16 protein-coding genes are annotated in these 18340 nt (G+C 58.7%); 13 read left to right on the forward strand and 3 right to left on the reverse strand.

The genetic code is table 11. The features are described from left to right. Genes V473_RS10480 through V473_RS10490 form a run of 3 tightly spaced genes read left to right on the forward strand, consistent with a single transcriptional unit; the run spans nt 1 to nt 5034 of the window. Nucleotides 1-438, forward strand: a complete 438-nt coding sequence (locus V473_RS10480; protein ID WP_066603545.1) for a hypothetical protein — start codon at nt 1-3, stop codon at nt 436-438. Between the two features lie 3 nt (nt 439-441). Continuing rightward, entirely contained in the window at nt 442-4206 is a 3765-nt protein-coding gene (locus V473_RS10485) for a hypothetical protein (protein ID WP_066603548.1), read from the forward strand. Nucleotides 4207-4221: 15 nt separating this feature from the next. Further along, nucleotides 4222-5034, forward strand: a complete 813-nt coding sequence (locus tag V473_RS10490; protein ID WP_066603550.1) for a hypothetical protein — start codon at nt 4222-4224, stop codon at nt 5032-5034. A 92-nt stretch (nt 5035-5126) separates the two neighbouring features. Here V473_RS10490 and V473_RS23550 read toward each other — a convergent pair whose 3' ends face one another. From V473_RS23550 to V473_RS22915, 3 genes are read right to left on the reverse strand one after another with little or no spacing between them, the layout of a single operon-like run. After that, the gene (locus V473_RS23550; RefSeq protein WP_148648359.1) at nt 5127-5723 is read right to left on the reverse strand and encodes a hypothetical protein; all 597 of its coding nucleotides are present in this window, start codon (nt 5721-5723) and stop codon (nt 5127-5129) included. Then, entirely contained in the window at nt 5720-6457 is a 738-nt protein-coding gene (locus tag V473_RS23555; protein WP_148648360.1) for a hypothetical protein, read from the reverse strand. The genes V473_RS23550 and V473_RS23555 overlap by 4 nt, the downstream gene beginning before the upstream one ends. After that, nucleotides 6454-8520 (reverse strand): glycosyltransferase, encoded by a 2067-nt coding sequence (locus V473_RS22915; RefSeq protein ID WP_082679064.1) that lies wholly within the window; start codon nt 8518-8520, stop codon nt 6454-6456. Before V473_RS22915 ends, V473_RS23555 begins: the two co-directional genes overlap by 4 nt. A 269-nt stretch (nt 8521-8789) precedes the next feature. Here V473_RS22915 and V473_RS23560 point away from each other — a divergent pair, with 269 nt between their 5' ends. From V473_RS23560 to V473_RS10540, 10 genes are all read left to right on the forward strand, one after another. Next, on the forward strand, nt 8790-11012 hold the full coding sequence (locus tag V473_RS23560) for a hypothetical protein (protein ID WP_148648361.1): 2223 nt from the start codon (nt 8790-8792) through the stop codon (nt 11010-11012). Between the two features lie 131 nt (nt 11013-11143). Beyond that, entirely contained in the window at nt 11144-11680 is a 537-nt protein-coding gene (locus tag V473_RS10505) for a phage baseplate assembly protein V (protein ID WP_066603557.1), read from the forward strand. Then, nucleotides 11680-12030 carry a GPW/gp25 family protein gene (locus V473_RS10510; RefSeq protein WP_066603559.1) on the forward strand — a complete coding sequence of 117 codons (351 nt, stop codon included), beginning with the start codon at nt 11680-11682 and terminating at the stop codon, nt 12028-12030. The genes V473_RS10505 and V473_RS10510 overlap by 1 nt, the downstream gene beginning before the upstream one ends. A 14-nt stretch (nt 12031-12044) precedes the next feature. Next, nucleotides 12045-13226: a phage tail sheath subtilisin-like domain-containing protein gene (locus V473_RS10515; protein ID WP_066603561.1), complete on the forward strand. Its 1182-nt coding sequence runs from the start codon at nt 12045-12047 to the stop codon at nt 13224-13226. A 42-nt stretch (nt 13227-13268) separates the two neighbouring features. Next, entirely contained in the window at nt 13269-13781 is a 513-nt protein-coding gene (locus V473_RS10520; protein WP_066603567.1) for a phage major tail tube protein, read from the forward strand. Nucleotides 13782-13842: 61 nt separating this feature from the next. Beyond that, nucleotides 13843-14157 (forward strand): phage tail assembly protein, encoded by a 315-nt coding sequence (locus V473_RS10525; protein ID WP_066603572.1) that lies wholly within the window; start codon nt 13843-13845, stop codon nt 14155-14157. An 8-nt stretch (nt 14158-14165) separates the two neighbouring features. Then, complete coding sequence (locus tag V473_RS22920) at nt 14166-14282, forward strand: GpE family phage tail protein (protein ID WP_082679065.1); 117 nt, start codon at nt 14166-14168, stop codon at nt 14280-14282. Between the two features lie 10 nt (nt 14283-14292). Next, nucleotides 14293-16761 (forward strand): phage tail tape measure protein, encoded by a 2469-nt coding sequence (locus tag V473_RS10530; RefSeq protein ID WP_244884368.1) that lies wholly within the window; start codon nt 14293-14295, stop codon nt 16759-16761. Beyond that, nucleotides 16761-17168, forward strand: a complete 408-nt coding sequence (locus tag V473_RS10535) for a phage tail protein (RefSeq protein WP_066603577.1) — start codon at nt 16761-16763, stop codon at nt 17166-17168. The genes V473_RS10530 and V473_RS10535 overlap by 1 nt, the downstream gene beginning before the upstream one ends. Next, nucleotides 17165-18196 (forward strand): contractile injection system protein, VgrG/Pvc8 family, encoded by a 1032-nt coding sequence (locus V473_RS10540; protein ID WP_082679066.1) that lies wholly within the window; start codon nt 17165-17167, stop codon nt 18194-18196. Before V473_RS10535 ends, V473_RS10540 begins: the two co-directional genes overlap by 4 nt. Nucleotides 18197-18340 lie beyond the last annotated feature (144 nt).

The following is an 18340-nucleotide window of genomic DNA, read 5'->3' on the forward strand; positions in this document are numbered from 1 at the left end:
ATGGCGATCTATTATTCCGCCCTCGCCCATGGCTTTTTCGACGATGCCATGCACCACACGCTGCCGGCGGACGCCGTGCAGATTTCCGACGATCGTCATCGCGAACTGCTGGCCGCCCAGGGGGACGGCGCCACGATCGATGCAGACAGCGACGGCATCCCCCGCGCCAGGCGCCCCAGCCTCACCATCATCGCGCGTCGCGCCATGGCGGTTCGCCAGGTGAAGCGCGAAGCCGCACGCCGGATCGAGGCGATAGCGCCGGTCTGGCGTCAGCTGAATGACCAGCGCGCGCCCTCCGATGCCAGCGTCGCGCGCTTTGCAGCGATCGACGCGGTGCGCGCCGCCTCCGACGCGATCGAGGCGGAAATCTCCGCCGCCGCCAAGGGCGTGCTGGTTGGCCTCGACATCCCCCATCATCCCCTCTGGCCTGCGGAGTAACCCATGCCCAAGATCGCAGACCTTCCCGAACTTGAAGGCGAATTGACCGGCGCCGAATCGATCATCGTCGAAGATGAAGAAGGGACGAAGGTCGCCCCGGTATCGGTGCTGGCCACGCGCGCCCAGCTGCTCAGCGTCGCGCTGGCCGGTGAAAACGCACGCGCGGACGCGGTACGGCAGGCCGTGGGCACGATCGATGGCACCGGCGCGCGCATCGGAACCCGGCTCAAATCCGGCAATTTCGCCAGCATCGCCGCCGCGCTGATGCAGGCGACCTTGCTGGCCAGCCCCGGCGACATGGCCGCCGTCATCGTGCCTGAAGGCGATTTTGCGGAAAACTCGCTGGGCCTGACGGGCAGCGGCACCGATGGCGATCACATCGCCCTGCGCGGCGCGGGCATCGGCCGCACGAACATCATCGCCCGTCTGCCCGCCACGACGGACCAGGCGACGATCGTCCAGACCAGCGCCCTGGACTTTAATGCGACGCAGGAGATCGAGGGTCTGACCGCGATCGTCCGCAACGGCCGTTATGCGATCCATGTCGATGCTGTGCAGTTCGAGCCGGATAGCCGGCTTGTCTTCCGCAACGTGGAGGGCATCCACGAAGGCAATGACGAGGCTGATGCCCACCACGCCACGTCCGTCTGGCTGTCGCAGCACGCCTTTGCGGTCGGCACCTGTTCGGGTTCCCACTATCTGTTCGATGGCTGTCGCGGCACCGCGCCACGCGCCGCCTTCTCGGCGCACAACCAAGTGGACTTTGCCGATCCGTCCGTCGTTGAACTGGCCAACGGTCGATGGACCGCGACGAAGGCCGGTGGTTGGTCGGTGCGGCTTGAATCGATCGGCTCGCGCGTCATGGATCGCTGCATCCTGCGCGGCAACATGTTGTCGGGCGAAATCAGCCTGGCCGTCACGCCTTGGTATCCGACCGCCCTGACGGACCAGCCCGCCGATCGACGCGAATGGGAAATTGTCGGTTTCGGCAACAGCCCTGCCGTCTTCCGCCCCGAAAGCTGGAGCCGCGCGCTCCGCATCGTCTCCGCCACCACGGGCCTTGCTTCCAAGGTCGAGATCAGCGGCACGGCCGAACTGATCCTGTTCACCCGCCAGGCGATCGAGCGGGCGGGTGACGTCGGCCTTGCCGGCGATGCGTACAGCTGGGGGTGTATCCAGGACCAGGTCGGCGTCGGCCCGGCGCGCGACCTGTTCATAACCGGGCTGGGAAAGCGGCTGGGCAATCGCACCGGCGCGCCTGTCACTCTGACGGTGCGCGTCAATGGCGGCGCGGCGATCAACATTGTCTTCAACCAGGACTTCACCACCTGGACGAACGCGCAGGTGCTGGACTTCATCAATGCGGCGCTGGGCGGCGCGGCCGTCGCCAGCGAATATGATGTCGAAGGTCTGTATCGGCCCTTCCTGATGGACGAAGAGTCCAGCCTCCAGAACACGTCCGGCACCGCGATCCTTATGGGGATGGCGCTCGCCTATGATGAAGGCGGCAAGCGCACCGTTCGCGCCATGACGTCCACCGACAGCTATTCCGCCTTCGCCGGCGTCGCCTGGGAAACCATCCGCCCCGGTGCCTATGGCCGGGTGAAGACCAAGGGCTGGCTTCCCATCACCGACATGCTGCGCGGCGATGGAGCGGGCGTTGCGGTGGGCGAGCGGTTCGGCATCGATCCCGCCCAGCCCGGCTATATCCGCGCGGGCAGGCTCGACGGGACCGGTATCCTGCGCGTGGCGCGGCCGTCGCTATCTGCTGGTCTGTGGACGCTGGAGGTCGGCGCTGGCGTCGATGTGCCGGAGCGTTTGGCGATCGTCCAGGGCGCCCGCATGCCGGTGACTGGCGGCGCTTTGCCTCTCCAGACCGATGAAACCGGCCTGGCTTCGCTTATCATGACGCCTGACGGTCTGGACGGGCATTTCGCGCGCCCCGGCTCGCAGCGCACGCCCGTCACCAACGGCATCCGCCCGGTGATGATCGATCAGGATGGAGCCATGCCGCTCGCCACAGACGAAAATGGCAGGATGATCCTTGGCCCGCTGGCGTCAGAGCCGGTTGTGCGGACGCCCATAACCAGCGGCATCCGCCCGATGATGATCGACCAGGATGGCGCCATGCCGTTCGGCGCCGATGAAAATGGCAGGATGATCCTTGGCCCGCTGGCGTCGGAGCCAACGGTGCGCATGCCGGTGACCGGCGGTATCCGCCCACGACGCCAGACGGACGATGGCGAAGTGCACAGCGCCGACTATGACGGCGTCGGCTATGATCCCGGCGCCATCGCCCGTTCGGTCGCCGATCCCGCCGGCGAAGCGCAGCTCGGCCGCAAGCAGCTCGCGGTCTATGACGTAGCGCCGGGCACGATGATGCCGACGCGACGTGTTATCAGTTTGTCGCAGCAGGGCGATCTGGAAGCGTTGGCTGTCGTCGCCCCCGGCATGCTGCGGGTGAAGGGCCTGGATGCGCTCTATCCAATCGGTGTGGTGACCTGGCGGCGGCTGATGTCCACGACTGCGCTGTCCGCGCAATTTCTGGATATCATCATCAAGGTGGGGCAATCCAACGCCGGCGGCTTTGACGGGGATGCCCTGGGCGGTTCTACCAATTCGAAATTCACGCTGTTGCCCCCGCTGCCCGGCATCTGCCTGACCTTCAATGGTGGCGCGCACCCTCACCAGTCGGCAGGCGGGTCAAGCGATGCCAGCACGCCGATCACGGCAGACCGCTACACCAGCTTCGTGGACATGGTGGTGGGCGAGCGCGAAGGGCAAGGGCTGGGCGCGGCTGAGGCCTATGCGATGGCCATGGGCCTGTCGTCCAAGGTGCTGCTCATCAACCAGTCCTTTTCCGGCAACAGCTTCACCAACCTTGTGGGTGCATCGGTTGGGAGCGATGCGCAGCCGTGGGCAGATTTCCGCACGATGATTTCCGCAGCGGCAAGCCTCGCGACCGCGCTCGGCATGACCCCCCGCGTGCGCGGTATAATCTGGAACCAGGGCGAGAATAACGACAGCGATACCGTCGCCCAATATCAGGCGCGGCTCGATATCCTGCGCGCCAAGACGGATGCGCTGATGGCGCTGACTGGCCAGACCGAGGCCATTCCGATCGTCCTGTGTCAGCCGGCGTCCACGAAGGATTTGAACAGCGGCCTGCCTCAACCCGCAGCGCTGGCCATGAGCAATTGGGCGGCGATCAAATCCAATTTCGCCGACGCCATGCCGCTCTACTGGAGCACCACCAACGACGTGCCGACAGTCCATCATCTGGCGCAGGCCCACCGCTATTTTGACGAACTGGCGGGCCACATCATCTGGGAAATGGTGACCTATGGCCGTTTCCGCTGGCCCTCGGTCATCTCGGCCAAACGGGTCGGGCGCGTGGTGACCGCGATCCTGTCCGAACCGTGGACGATCGACACCGATGGCGTGTTGGATCCCGGCGCATATGGCATCAGCTATCGCGACAGCACCGCGTCCCGCGCGGTGTCCGGCGTTCGCGTCGATGGCAATATCATGACCTTCCTCGTTTCCGCCGACGCGACTGGCGCGGGTGAGGTCATGTCGGTCGGGTGCCATGGTGCCAAGGTCTACAGCGAAGCCGCGACCGACACGCCGAACCGCAACGGCATGGGGCGTCAATATGGCCTGCGCGCCTGCCTCCGATCGCTGCGCTTCTTTGGCTCTCACACCACCGGCCGCCCGCTTTTCCTGTGGGCGCAGCAGCAAGAACTCTCCGTCACCGTCTCAGCTTAACGAAAGGAATTAATCATGGCACTTCCCCCCACTCGCGGCAGCACCCTCATCTCCCGCTCGTCCGGCGCCAAGGGCGGCCAGTATCTCGACATTACCCAGCCGGAAATCGACTTGGTCAATTTCGAGGGCCTCGATCTGTGGGTCGATGGCAAGAGCCTGGTCGTCGGCAGCGCCACGGATATGCGCGACCGATGCAACGGCGTTCCCGGCACTGTGGACAACGGCGTCACCCGCGCGCCCTCGGGCGGATCGAAGGACAATATCGGCTATGTCTGGTCGGCGGCGGAAAACCAGCAGCGTCTGGCTTTCCCGACCTATGCGGTGCCGGCAACCTACACCTTCATCTTCGCGCTCAACCCCGCCAACGTTGCCAATGGCTCCAGCACCATCCGTGCGCTCGCCTATGAAATGCCGGCGACCGAATCGCTCGCGAGCTGGCTGGAGCAGACCAACCTTAATGAGGGGCTGGATCTGCGCTGGCGCCATGGCAGCACTGGCGGCTTCAACGTCGACCAGGCTGTGCCGCACAGCACGCGCTCGATCCTGACCGTCCACTATGATGCGGAGGCGGGCCGCATGGCCGCGTTCCTGGGCAAGACGATGATCGGCGCTGCGCTGCTGGAGAATGTGAAGGAAGCGGGCGTTGGAATCTGGTTCGGCGGTCGCCCCGGCAACACCAATGCCGCGCATAAATTCGTCGGCATGATGGAGGGCGTGGCCATGGTGCGCGATCTGAAAATGTATTCGTCCGATCCGGCCTCCGCCGCCAACGTTCGCCGCAACGCCTTCATCGATACCTTCGCGGCGGTCTACGGCATCTTGGCTTGAAGCGAGTTGGCGGCCGATCAATGATCAGCCGCCAACTTTTTTTACCAAATACCGTCAGTCAGAGCACATTAATCCACTACATCATATCATATTCACTGACTAACAAGGGACTCTCGACGCCCTATTAAAGGAACATACCCACGCTGATTTTCCGAAAACAACTTTGCCGAGCGCATTTCACTACGCATCCTAGCCTCTTTAGACGGAGGAATTACAATCTCTTCGAATTCCCACCTAGGGATACTATTAAACACATGGACAACATCAAGACCGAACCCCGAAGCATCAGTCGTGGTGCGTTTTGGATCAGCGAGCGGCAACAAAAGCACCCTACCACCCGGTGATACAAGTTTATCAATTGCGAAAAAATATTCGTAGATGTTGATATCCGGCATGATACTATCGCAGGTAAATACGAAATCAAATGGTTCAGCCGCCACCTCTGACACGTCTGACATCTGGAACATTTGTATCCCAAGGCCGTCAGCGAGATCTGAAGGTAGTTTAAAACCTTTCTCAACAAAAGCGCTCCGATCATGAGCGCCAATTTGCTCCAGCGCATAAAAAAACAATAAACGATGGCGCTCTAAAGAACCGCAACTATCGCAGTGAGATTTCTCTCGACCCCGGTGGTCAGAAAAATTGTAACCAGAGCAGAGAGGGCAGAAAGCTTGAATAACTTCGGTCACGCAATAATCTCCAAATTGCGCTTTGGAATCGATCGCATGGCTTGATGAGGACTCTCAAACAACTTGAAATGACTCAAATCATTTTCAACATCATTATCCAAGCAAGGCAAATCCAAACGGATATTCACGCTACCACACAACGCCCTCAGCTTTTGGACGGAGTAGCTAGAACTTTGCAAAAAATTATCTGCTACCGGCATCGTTATTGATCTTACAGAGTAATCTTCTGCAAACATGATAGCTACACCTAGGCGTGCAAGCTGGGCCGAATCTGTGCCAATCCGATAAAGCGCTCCGACATTGCTAGCAATTGCCAGAAGCCGCACCGATAACGAACTTCCGAATGCTTGGTCATTGACAAAATCCATTTGCAAATCTGCTAAACCGTTTAGCGAAGCATATGCAGCAGAGGAGCCAAGCCAGAGATCACGCGTCCCTAAAGGCAATGCCTTCGCGAGCAACTCTAAGCTTTTGACATCCACTCTACGCGGTAGGAAAAACGCTTCTATCCGCGCACCCACGGATGGCGAACATGAATTCACGAACTCCAATGGGCCCGACAAGAAACCGTGGTACACAAGAGCCAAAGCCACCGCTTCACGATCCCGATTGAGTGCTCGAAACCGGGCATTGACGTGGACATTTGGTACCGGCGGTATACCATCATATGCACCAGCCTCCCAGCTCAAATGAGCATGGCGGCCTGTCACGCCGAGTTTCGTCGAAAGCTTCACAGTGATTTCTCCGACTTTATCGAAACAGCTTCCAAAATCTCAAATCGCTTTGAAATTTTCATAGATTTCGCTCTCATCTCCATATCCAAAATATATGGAATAGCGATGAAATAGCTTTCACCTTTCTCCCATATTAGGCAGACTTCACCCTTTGGAAGAAAATAATCATGGTTTAAATCTGGCCGACCGTTCAACCTCAAAACGAGTGCATTAGGACCAATTTCCTCGGTTATGGCCACATGATCCTCTATCGAAAACGGACGATCTTCCGACGGTGTATAAAAATCCACCGAAATTTCTCTAGTTTTGACGAAGTCATTTAAATCTATGATGTTGTAAGTGTAGCCCCGCATTTTGTGCCAGTGAAACACTACTCTGTGCTCCGGCGCTATACGGACCTTACGATCAAATACCGCATAAAGCGCAGGAACCGTCGACTTATCTAGATGATCTTCAATCGAGTGCATCGACTTCGGCAGCAATGCCGTAACCTTCTCATGCAATCCGTCTAGGATCAATTCCGCCGGCTTGGTTTCTCGCCCAATATGCCGAAGGTACTTTTCTTGCTCAGACGACATCTCATTCAGCAACAAAGCCGAAGTAACCGCAGAAGAAACTTTTTGATTGGCAGAGTTATACTTAGTCATGTTCGAATCATGTATTCTGCGAAGAATCAACACATGATTACAATGTCTCAGGTGAACTCCAGACGCCGCAATACGCGCCATCCAATTATAATCCGAACCAGATTCAAAATCCTCAAAATACTTATGTCGGACCGCGACATCGCGCCTGATTAAAACAGTGGGATGCAACAAAACTGCGGGGTTGAACAACATAGACGCTAATGAGAATGGCACCTTGCCGGCCTGAAGAGCCAAATTAAAACCTTCAAAGTCCACCCAACCGCCATAGGAACCCACATCGCCAGCCTGCAAAACGTCCAACTGTGCCGACAAGCGATTTGGCAGCATAATGTCGTCGTCGTCATGGACGGCGACATAAAGGCCGCGTGCGAGCTCGTTCGCTGCGTTGCGTGATGCAGCGACCCCGCGTCGCGTTTCCGAGCGATAATACCGAATGCGCTCATCTTCGAATTCACCAACCAGATCGCTGGTGCCATCGTCAGACGCATCATCCATAATAATTAATTCGAAATCAGAAAAACTCTGATTTAAACAACTCTCTATCGAATCCCGCAAATACTGACGACGATTGCATGTCGCAATGACGACGGAGACTAACGGACCGACCGGCTTAAATATGCAATCTCCGCTCGTATTGCGAATAATAGACTTATCATTTTTCAATATTTCTTTATTTGCGTCGAATATAACATGATTCGAGATCGATTTCTGGAGAAACGGAAGGTGCCAAATGTGATAAATTTGAACATCATCCTCTTCAATCCAGCAGACCGGAGCTCCGGTTCCCCGAACCCGCTGAACAAAATCATTATCCTCAGCCCCCCACACAGCCATGCGCTCGTCATAACCTCGAACGGCATCGTAAGTTTCTCGGCGGACGGCAGCCAATCCCCCCATTCCCCATCGAGGGCGAAGACTGGAATGTAGGAAAAACTGATCCCAATCGAAGGGCATCACGCTGTCTGCATTAAATATTTGATCAAGATCGCGACATTGAACCAGTTGAATAGAATTCGGCAGCACAGCAAGGCGCTTAGCGACAACCCTCAAGGTCGCAGGCGTAAATAGGATATCTGCGTCGGTTCCTACGATAATCTCTCCTCGCGCCACCGTTGTACCGGCGTTCAGCGCGCGAGACCTGCTCCAAACAGAAGATGGCGTGTACAAATAAGTACAACCAAACTCTAACGCAATCGCTTCGACTTCTTGCGCATTGTCGGAACCGAAGTCAGAGATAATAATCTGAACCGAATCGTTTTCGCTGACGAGATGGGACTGAATGGCCACTCGGAGCCGATCAAGTCCCCAATTTCGAATCCCGATAATTAATGAAATAGAAGCTTTTGCCTTCGATAGATCCTTATCGACCACCTGAATATCGCTAATTGCGCCAGGCTCCTTTACTTTATCGAGCACATCTATCTCCGATTTCTAGCTCATTCGCTCCCATTTAATGGGCGCAAATGATTCGGACAGACGATTTATCCTATTACGAGCCGAATGCAAATCTCGCGCTGCTTTAACAAACGCGCGCCCGACGAGCATTCCGCATCGGAATTCGGCCCATCAATTTTCCCGACTGCTGTTGGATCGGCGGCAGAAGAGAGGCAGTTTCGCTTCGGCGTCAAATTTTCCTCGAGCACTACCGCCATTGGTTTGTACTCAATTGCTTATGCGGCCGTCACTTGCACAATTCCACCGCACAGCGCGATAACGCGCCTCAGCCTGATTCGATTCATGGAATGAAAATGCCTGGAACCATTCTTTATGCCGGCGAGAACGTAATCGCCACTTATCACCCCGTTTTAAATCCCGGCGAAAATGTCGTGATAACATTCTCACATCTGTTCAATGACGGGGGTGAGCACAAACCGTTCGCCGAAAAATTTCTAAGCGATAATTCGATTTCACATATCTCCATAGTTCCAACTTGGGCGAATTGGTACCAGTCAAGCGATATGGAAGACTGCATATCGAGAGTACGAGATTTTTGGCAATCAAGGTTCAGGACAGCGTCGACATACGGCTCAAGCATGGGAGGATTTGGCGCGATCACATTCCGTGAGAGGCTGAAAGCATCTAGGGTTTTGGCGTTATCTCCGCAATACAGTGCTGATCCTTCAGTTCTGCTTTCAGCTGATACTCGATGGGAAAAGGAGAGATCGGGCATTGTTAACTTTCTTCAGCCGATGCCGTCCGGAAATGATTATCCAGTTTCTGCCATCATATACGACCCGTTTCATCCACAAGATCGCTGGCATGCTGAGATGATTAGCCGCAATCGTTCCGCGAAATTGATTCCACTTCCATTTGCCGGGCACAACGTTGCCCGCCATCTGGTAGAGACAAAGCAGTTATCTGACTTCGTCACAAAGTTCTTGACGGTCGCAGATGGAGAAGCAGGCCCAATTGCGAATGAGTTAATTCTGGGACGCAGACGCCTCAGGCGGATCAGCCAATCATATTGGGCCAATATGGGTCTGCAACTTCAAGCGAGGAAGCCGAAACTTGCTGGAAAAGCGTTGGAGGTCGCCCTAAGTTTCCAAACGGCGCAGAACCCTGAGATTATGGCTTACGTCAATCTCATCCTGAACGAGAAACCAGCAGAGGCATTGGAGTGGATATCAAAATTGCCACATGAAAATTTAAAAAATGTCGTTGCAAAGGCGTCTGCTTTAGCAAACATGGGCAACTATGCAGAAAGCGCTGCTATTCTGCTGGATAACAATGCTATTTTTGCGCAATATCCAACTGAAACATCTAAGGTAGCTGTTAAAATTTTGCACAGCGGAAACTATTCGGATGCAGCGAATATTTATGAAAAACTTTCAGTTTATTTGAATAAAAAAGATTACATTTGGATCTATTATCTTAAAAGCTTATCTAAGATCGAAATTGATAATCGTAGCGTTAATGCGGCGGTCGAGGCATTTGAACTTTTTCCTGAAAATCCTAATATTCTTGAACTCGCGGGATGGATTATATTAAAAGCTAAATACTTCCATAAAGCGGCTGAAATTCTCAAATTGGCGATAAAGCTGCGACCAGTAGCTTACACGACAAAGTACCTTGAAGAGGCGACATCAGGCATCTCATCCGGCGTCGGAAAAATTTGGAAGCATGACTATCTTCTTGATAGCGCACCGACTAAACTATTCCCAATCGGCAGTAGCAGGCTTCATGAGCCACTTGGAGAGTTGCTAAAATCAAAGCATTTAAATATTTTGTTTCCCCGAATGGGATATTTCCATTCCCCCAGACAGATTGAACATTTAGTAAAATGGCTCAATGGAACCGTAGAATTAGATGTCAGTTTGGCTGGTCTGTTTTTTAGGCGAGATGGCACATTTTGTAATAAGTTTGATGAAGATATATTTGATCCTGACAAGTTTTATTATTTTAGAGATCGCGTTCGCGCGCTTTGGAAAAATAGCGATGCGTGCATTTTAGAGATATCAAGCGATGTAAGCTTTTTATATGACACATTACCTCTTCAGGGAAATCCAAACTTCTTAAGAAATGTGCCATACTCTGAGGTCTGGAAGGGCGCGGGATACTATGACCGCTACGAACCAGAGATCGGAGTAAAGCCGTCTACTCCAAGTGTATTCGACGAGTTTGTCGATGATATTCAGTCTCTTGTGAATGAATGTAGTCCTAAGTGTGTTATATTGGTTCCACACCATAGCGATGGGACGATCGCTACTGCGAAACGTGAACGGATCAGAAAGGCAGTACTGAATGATTTTGGCTCGAACGTGTCGTCAATCGATACTCAGCCTATCGTAGCGAGGCACGGGTTCCGCATACTTGCAGATGGATCTCTCGACATACACCATCTTGCATGGGAAGGAGTAGCGGAGGAAAGTCAAGTCATCGGGGAATTAGTAAGTAGGTTGCGAATTTGAAGCGATTAGCTCGCACCGTCATTTGTTATCGATGTAACATTCAGACGAAGTTTAGGCATGGGCATGTGTAGAGCCCGCCTCTACACATGCAGTGCCACGCATCAGAGAGCATCCCGCGCCATGGTCGTCCCATGGCGCAAATTCCAGACACTGAACGGCTGACCGGCGAAGTTCTCCGCTATGGCGCGATCGCGTCCGTCGATCTGGCCAACGCTACCTGCACGGTCGAAAGCGGCGATATCGTCACCGGTGACCTGCCTTGGATCGCCCAGCGCGCCGGCGCCGTCATCACCTGGTCGCCGCCCACGTTGGGCGAACAATGCCTGTTGCTGGCGCCCGAGGGCGATCTTGCCTGCGGCCTCGTCATCGTCGGCCTCTATTCCGACGCTTGCCCCGCGCCGTCATCTTCGGCCGATATTACCTTGCTCAAATTCCCTGATGGCGCGATCATCTCCTACGATCATGCCGCACATGCTCTGGCCGCCACCCTGCCCGCTGGCGGCACCGTCGCCATCACCGCCGATGGTGGCGTAACGATCGACGGCCCGTTGCAGATCAATGGCAAGGTCACCGCGACCGAAGACGTCGTCGCCGCCGGCATCAGCCTCAAGGATCATAAGCACGGCCAGGTGCAGGCCGGCACGGCGCAATCGGGGAAACCCGTCTGATGGCCGGCATGGCCCGCCAGACCGGCGCCGCGCTCGATGGCGTGGATCATATCATCCAGTCGGTCAGCGATATTCTGTCGACGCCGATCGGCACGGTCGTTGGCCTGCGCGAATATGGATCGCAGGTGCCGGCCCTCATCGACCAGCCCATGACCCCGGCAAACCTTCTGCGGATCTTCGCGGCAGCCGCCACCGCGCTCGCCAAATGGGAAAACCGCATCCGCGTCCGCCGCATCGGCCTGATCGCCGGCAGCCGCCCCGGCGGCGCCACCATGGCGATCGAGGCGAAGCGCACAGACACCGGCGCTACCGCCGGCCTTTCCCGCCTTCTCGTCCCTCTTTCCCTCTGACCACAGGAGCCGTCATGGCCACGACCGCCTTCAAACATGGCATTACCGTCACAGAGGTGACCAACGGCGTCCGCACGCTGACGGCCGTCTCCACCGCGATCATCGGGCTGGTCGCCACCGCGACGGATGCCGACGCCACCGTCTTCCCGCTCGACACGCCCGCGCTCATCAGCGACGTGGAAACGGCCATCGGCAAGGCGGGCGTCACCGGGACGCTGGCGCGCAGCCTGCGCGCCATTGCCGATCAGACCCGCCCCATCATCGTCGTCATCCGCGTGGCGGAGGGCGAGGATGATGCCGAAACCGCCAGCAACGTCATCGGCACCACCGCCGTAGACGGCACCCGCACCGGCATGCAGGCGCTGCTCAGCGCTGTGGCGCAGTTGGGCGTCATTCCCCGCATCCTGGGCACGCCGGGCCTCGAAAGCCAGGCGGTCACCACCGCTCTGGCTATCGTCGCGAAGAAGCTGCGCGCCTTCGGCTATGCCCGTGCGCTAGGCACCACGGTCGCGGCTGCCAAACTCTACCGCGCCAATTTCTCCCAGCGCGAACTCATGCTGCTGATGCCCGACTTCCTCGCCTGGGACACGGCGCAGGATGAAAATGTCACCAGCTTCGCCGCCGCCCGCGCTATGGGCCTGCGCGCGCTGATAGATGAAAGCACCGGCCCGCAAAAGACCCTGTCCAATGTCGCGGTGCAGGGCGTTGTCGGCCTGACCCAGCCTATCCATTGGGATATCGAGGATCAGGATACCGACGCGGGCCTGCTCAATGCCTCGGAGATCACCGCGCTGGTCCGCAAAAGCGCGGGCTTCTACTTCTGGGGCAACCGTACCTGTTCCGACGGTCCTCTGTTCGCCTTCGAAAGCAGCGTGCGCGTGGCCCAGCTACTGGCCGATACGATCGCCCACGGCATGGACTGGGCGATGGACAAGCCGCTGACGCCCAGCCTTGCCAAGGACATTATCGAAACCGTCAACGGCCTGTTCCGCAATCTAAAAGCCGCCGGCGTCATCCTGGGCGCAGAGGCCTGGTATGACGAGGCGTCCAACCCGATCGATAGCCTCAAGGCCGGAAAGCTGCGCATCCGCTACAAATATACCGTACCGCCGCCGCTAGAGGATCTGGGCTTCTACCAGGAAATCACCGACGAATATTTCGCCGACTTCGCGTCCCAGCTGACCGACGCCGGCTGATCCGGCGCGCCCTCTCTTCCCCTTTCACCATAGGAGCCTGCGATGGGTCTGCCCCGCGTTCTCAAGGATATGATGCTGTTCAACGAAGGCTTCGCCTATTTGGGCGAGTGCGCTTCGGTCACCCTGCCGACCCTCACCCGCAAGATGGAGGAATGGCGCGGCGCTGGCATGTCCGCCCCGGTCAAGATCGACATGGGCATGGAGGGGCTGGAATTGGAGGCGGCCTTCGGCGGCCCCATGCGCGACATTCTGCGCCAGTTCGGCGTCACCACGGTCGCGGGCGTCTATCTCCGCTTCGCCGGTTCCTATCAGCAGGACGATACCGGCGGCGTCGATAGCGTCGAGGTCATCGTACGCGGCCGTCATGAAGAGATCGAGATGGGCGAGCAGAAGCCCGGCGAAGTCGGTGAATTCAAGGTCAAGTCGGCGCTAGCCTATTATAAACTGGTCTGGAACGGCCGCACGGAAATCGAGATCGACCCGTTGAACGGAATCGAGATCATCGGCGGCATCGATCGCACGGCCGAGCGCCGCGCCGCCATCGGCATCTTCTGATCATCCCGCCCGGCCTCACGGTCGGGCGGCCTTTTTCCCGTCCTAGACAGGCAGATTTTCCATGAACGACCAGCCCACCAGCCCGCAAATGTCCAGCGTCACCCTCGACGCGCCGATCGTCAGCGGCGACATCACGATAAGTGAAGTGAAGGTGCGCAAGCCCCAGGCGGGCGAACTGCGCGGCCTCAGCCTCTCCGCCCTGCTCAATCTCGATTATGCAGCGCTCGAAAACCTGCTGCCACGCATCACCATCCCGACGCTCACCAAGGCGCAGATCATCGCCATGGACCCGTCCGACTTCACCCAGTTGGGCAGCGAAGTGATGGATTTTTTGCTGCCGAAGGGCGCCAAGGCGGCGCTCTCCCCGAACGGGTAGATGATGCGATGGCCGATATCGCGGTCATCTTCCATTGGGGGCCGCCGGTGATGGACCCCATGGACCTGTCCGAACTGATGCAATGGCGCGGCCGCGCCGCCAAACGGGCGGGCGCCGACAAATAGAGGTGCCCCCGTGGACCGCAATCTCCGCATCCGCATGTTGCTCGAAGGGGCCGATCGGCTGACCCGCCCCCTGCGCGAGGCCGCCGGCGGTTCGTCCCGCCTGTCCCAGGCGCTGCGCATCACCCGCGATCGGATGAAGGAGATCGAGCGGGCGCAGGCCGATATCGGCGAATTCCGCCAGTTAAAGACCGGCTTGGCCAAAACCGCCCGGAGGATGCAGGAAGCCCAGGCGAAAAGCGCTCAGTTGGGCCGCGAGCTTGCCCGCACCGAAAATCCCACCAAGAAGCTGCGCACCGAGTTCGAACGCGCACGCCGGGAGGCCGCGCGCCTGTCGGACGAACATGGCCAGCAATCGAGCCGCCTACAGGCGCTACGATCGCGCATGGCCGCCGCCGGCGTATCGACCCGTGACCTGGCGTCGCACGAACGCCGCCTGCGCACCGACGCGGCCTCGACCAACGACACGCTGCGCGAACAGGAACGCCGGCTGCAGCAACTGGCCGACCGGTCGCGCCGCGTGGCGGCCGCGCGTAACCAGTTCTCGCAGATCCAGGGCACGGCCACCGGCCTGGCCGCTGGCGGTGCGGCGGCGGTCGGCACCGGCATGGTGATTGCCCGTCCACTTGAAGATGCTGTTTCCGGCGCGCTCGAATATGAATCGACGATGACGGACATCAACCAGAAGGTGAACCAGACCCGTGAAGCTGGTCGCCAGATGGGCAAGGATCTGCGCGTGGCGGCGCTGGCCGTCAATCAGATGCCGGCCGATCTGCAAAAGGGCGTCGATACCCTCACCGGCTTTGGCCTGGGCGCGCGCCAGGCGACCGACATGATGACGCCGATCGGGCGCGCGGCAACCGCGTACAAGGCGGAGATCGATGATCTTGGCCGCGCCACCTTCGCCGCCCATGACAATCTCAAAGTGCCGGTCGAGCAGACCGGCAAGGCGCTCGACGTCATGGCGCAGGCGGGCAAGAGCGGCGCCTTCGAAGTGAAGGACATGGCACAATATTTTCCCGAACTCACCGCCTCCATGCAAAGCCTGGGGTCCAAGGGCGTGCCCGCCGTCGCGGATTTGGCCGCCGCGCTGCAGATCACCCGCAAGGGCGCGGGCGATAGCCCCAGCGCCGCCAACAACCTGCAGAACCTCATTTCCAAGATCAACGCCGGGGACACGATCAAAAATTTCGCCAAGTTCGGTATCGATATCCCCGCCGCCATGAAGAAGGCGGCAAAGGACGGGCGCAGCCCGATCGAGGAGATCGTGCGCCTGACCCAGCAGGCCACCGGCGGCGACCAGACGAAGCTGTCATCGCTGTTTGGTGATATGCAGGTGCAACAGGCGCTCCGCCCGCTAATGTCGGCATTCAAGGAATATCAGGCGATCCGCACCGACGCGCTGGGCGCCAACGGCACCGTCAATGTCGATTTTGCAGAGCGCATGAATGACGGCGCGGAAAAGGTGAAGCGCCTGCAGATCCAGTCCAAGCTGCTCAAGGACACGATCGGTGAGAAACTGATGCCGATGACCAGCGGCGTTTCGGAAAAAATGTCGGAATGGGCAGACCGCCTCACAGACCTGGCGGAGCGGCATCCTAAGCTGACCCAAGGGATCGCCGTCGGTTTGGGCATCATGGCCGCGCTGTTTGTGGTCCTGGGCGGTGGAGCCCTGCTGATTGCAGGCCTGGTTGCTCCCTTCGCCCTGCTTGCTGGCGCTGCAACCATGCTGGGCATCGGCATGCTACCGCTGATCGGCATCGTGGCGGGCGTAGTGCTGGGTATCGCGCTGCTCGCCGGTGCCGCCTATCTAATTTACGCCAATTGGGGCGCCATCACCGGGTGGTTCAGCAATTTGTGGGAAGGCATCAAGGCGACCGTCTCCAGTGCCATTCAGGGGCTTATCAGCGCCTTCCTCAACTTCACCCCCCTTGGCCTGCTCATCAAGGCGTTCCTGCCAGCCTTGGCCTATCTACGGTCGATCAATCTGGTGGACGTCGGCCGCAACCTGATCACGGGTCTGATCAACGGCATCACTAATATGCTGGGCGCGCTCAAATCCACCATTGTCAATGCCGCAGGGTCGGCCGCCCGATGGTTCAAGGAAAAGCTGGGCATTCATAGCCCGTCCCGCGTTTTCGCCCAGTTCGGCGGCTATATGATGCAGGGCTTGGACGGCGGTATCCAGTCCGAGCAGCGCGCGCCGATCGACCGGGTGAAGGCGCTGGCGGCCGACATCAGCCGCGCCATGGCGGTGGGTGCGGCCACGCCCGCGATAGCCGCCGCCTCGACGGGCGCAGGCGCGCCGCCCGCGATGGCGCGGGGCGCGCCTGTCGGCACTGCACCGCCTGCCACCTACAACCTCCACTTCCATGGCGTCAGCGGCAGCCCGCAGGACATTGCCCAGGCGGTGAAGGACGCCATGGAGCAACTGGAACGCGAACGGCGTGGGCGCGGCTTTGGCGATGAGGGAGACGACTGATGTTGATGGCCCTGGGCATGTTTATCTTTGAGATTTCGACCCTCGCCCATGATGAAATGCAGCGCAAGGCGCAGTGGGTCCACGCCAAATCGGGCCGCGTCGGCGCGCGCGACGCCACCCAGTTCGTGGGACCAGGCGCGGAAACGATCAGCCTGTCGGGTGCGGTCTATACAGAGATCGCCGATGCCAGCCTGTCGATCGACCAGCTGCGCGCCATGGCCGATGAAGGCGATGCCTATCCCTTGCTCGATGGCACCGGTCTGGTGTTCGGTGATTTCGTGATCGAGGCGATCGATGGACGCCATGCCGCCATCATGGCGGACGGCCGCGCGCGGCGCATCGACTTCGCTATCGATCTGTTGCGGGTGGATGATCCGGCCTGCACCGATGGAGAAGCGGCGTCGTGAGCGACGGCATCAACAATGTCGCCGACTGGCGCGTCACACTCGATGGCAGGGATCTGACCGACCGCATGCGCCCGCGCCTGATCGGCCTGTCGCTATCGGAAAAGCGCGGGGACGAGGCTGACCAACTGGATATCACCCTGGAGGATGGCGATGGCCTGCTGGCGATCCCAAAGGAAGGTGCCATCCTCCGCCTGGCGCTGGGGTGGAAGCGCGGCCGCGATGTCATCATCGGCCTGGTCGACAAGGGCAGCTTCAAGGTGGACGACGTATCGCATGCCGGCCCGCCCGATCAGATCAAGATCCGCGCCCGCGCCGTGGACTTCACCAGCCAGATCCGCAATCGGCGCGAACAAAGCTGGAAGACCACCACTTTGGGCGCGGTCCTGGCCGATGTCGCGGGCCGCAACGGCCTCACCGCGAAGATAACGCCCGCGCTTGCCGCCATTGCCCTGCCCACGATCAGCCAGAGCCGGGAAAGCGACATCGCCTTCATCCGCCGCCTGGGCCGCGAGAATGTCGCCGTGGCGACCATCAAGGACAAGATATTGATCTTCGCGCCGATCGGGGCGGGAGAGACGGCCAGCGGCAAGACATTGCCCACCATCACCCTGCGCCGACGCGATGGCGACGGCCATAGCTGGCAACGCCAGACCCGCGACGGGCAGGAGGGCGTGACGGCCAGTTGGCACGATCGCAAGGGTGCCAAGCGTCAGACCGTGACCGTGGGCAAGGAGGATGGCGCCAAGCGGCTGCGCAAGACTTATGCGGACGAGGCGTCGGCAAAGCGCGCGGCCGTGGCGGAACGCGACCGGCTCAAGCGCGCGCCGGCGACACTGGATATGAAACTGGCGCTCGGCCGCGCCGATATCTACCCCGAATTGCGCGCGACCGTCAGCGGGATCAAGGTCGGGATCGATGGCACCTGGTTGATCAGTGAGGTGACGCATAGCCTGGACAGAGGCGGCGGTTTCATAACCGCGCTAAAGATGGAAACAACGACCGCTGCGCAGAATTCTCATCAGGCCTAACTACAGCAGAAAGTCGCCCAGAAGCAGGAAGGCGAATGCCCAAAGAGGTATCCAAACCCATAGACTTCGTGTCTGCCAGTTCCAAATTCGCCTCAACATCGCCTATGCGCCTTGCTTTTAGGTGCCAAGGTTCAGTCGCACCGT

It is taken from the genome of Sphingobium cupriresistens LL01 (genome assembly GCF_001046645.1).
In the GTDB taxonomy this organism is placed as follows: domain Bacteria; phylum Pseudomonadota; class Alphaproteobacteria; order Sphingomonadales; family Sphingomonadaceae; genus Sphingobium; species Sphingobium cupriresistens.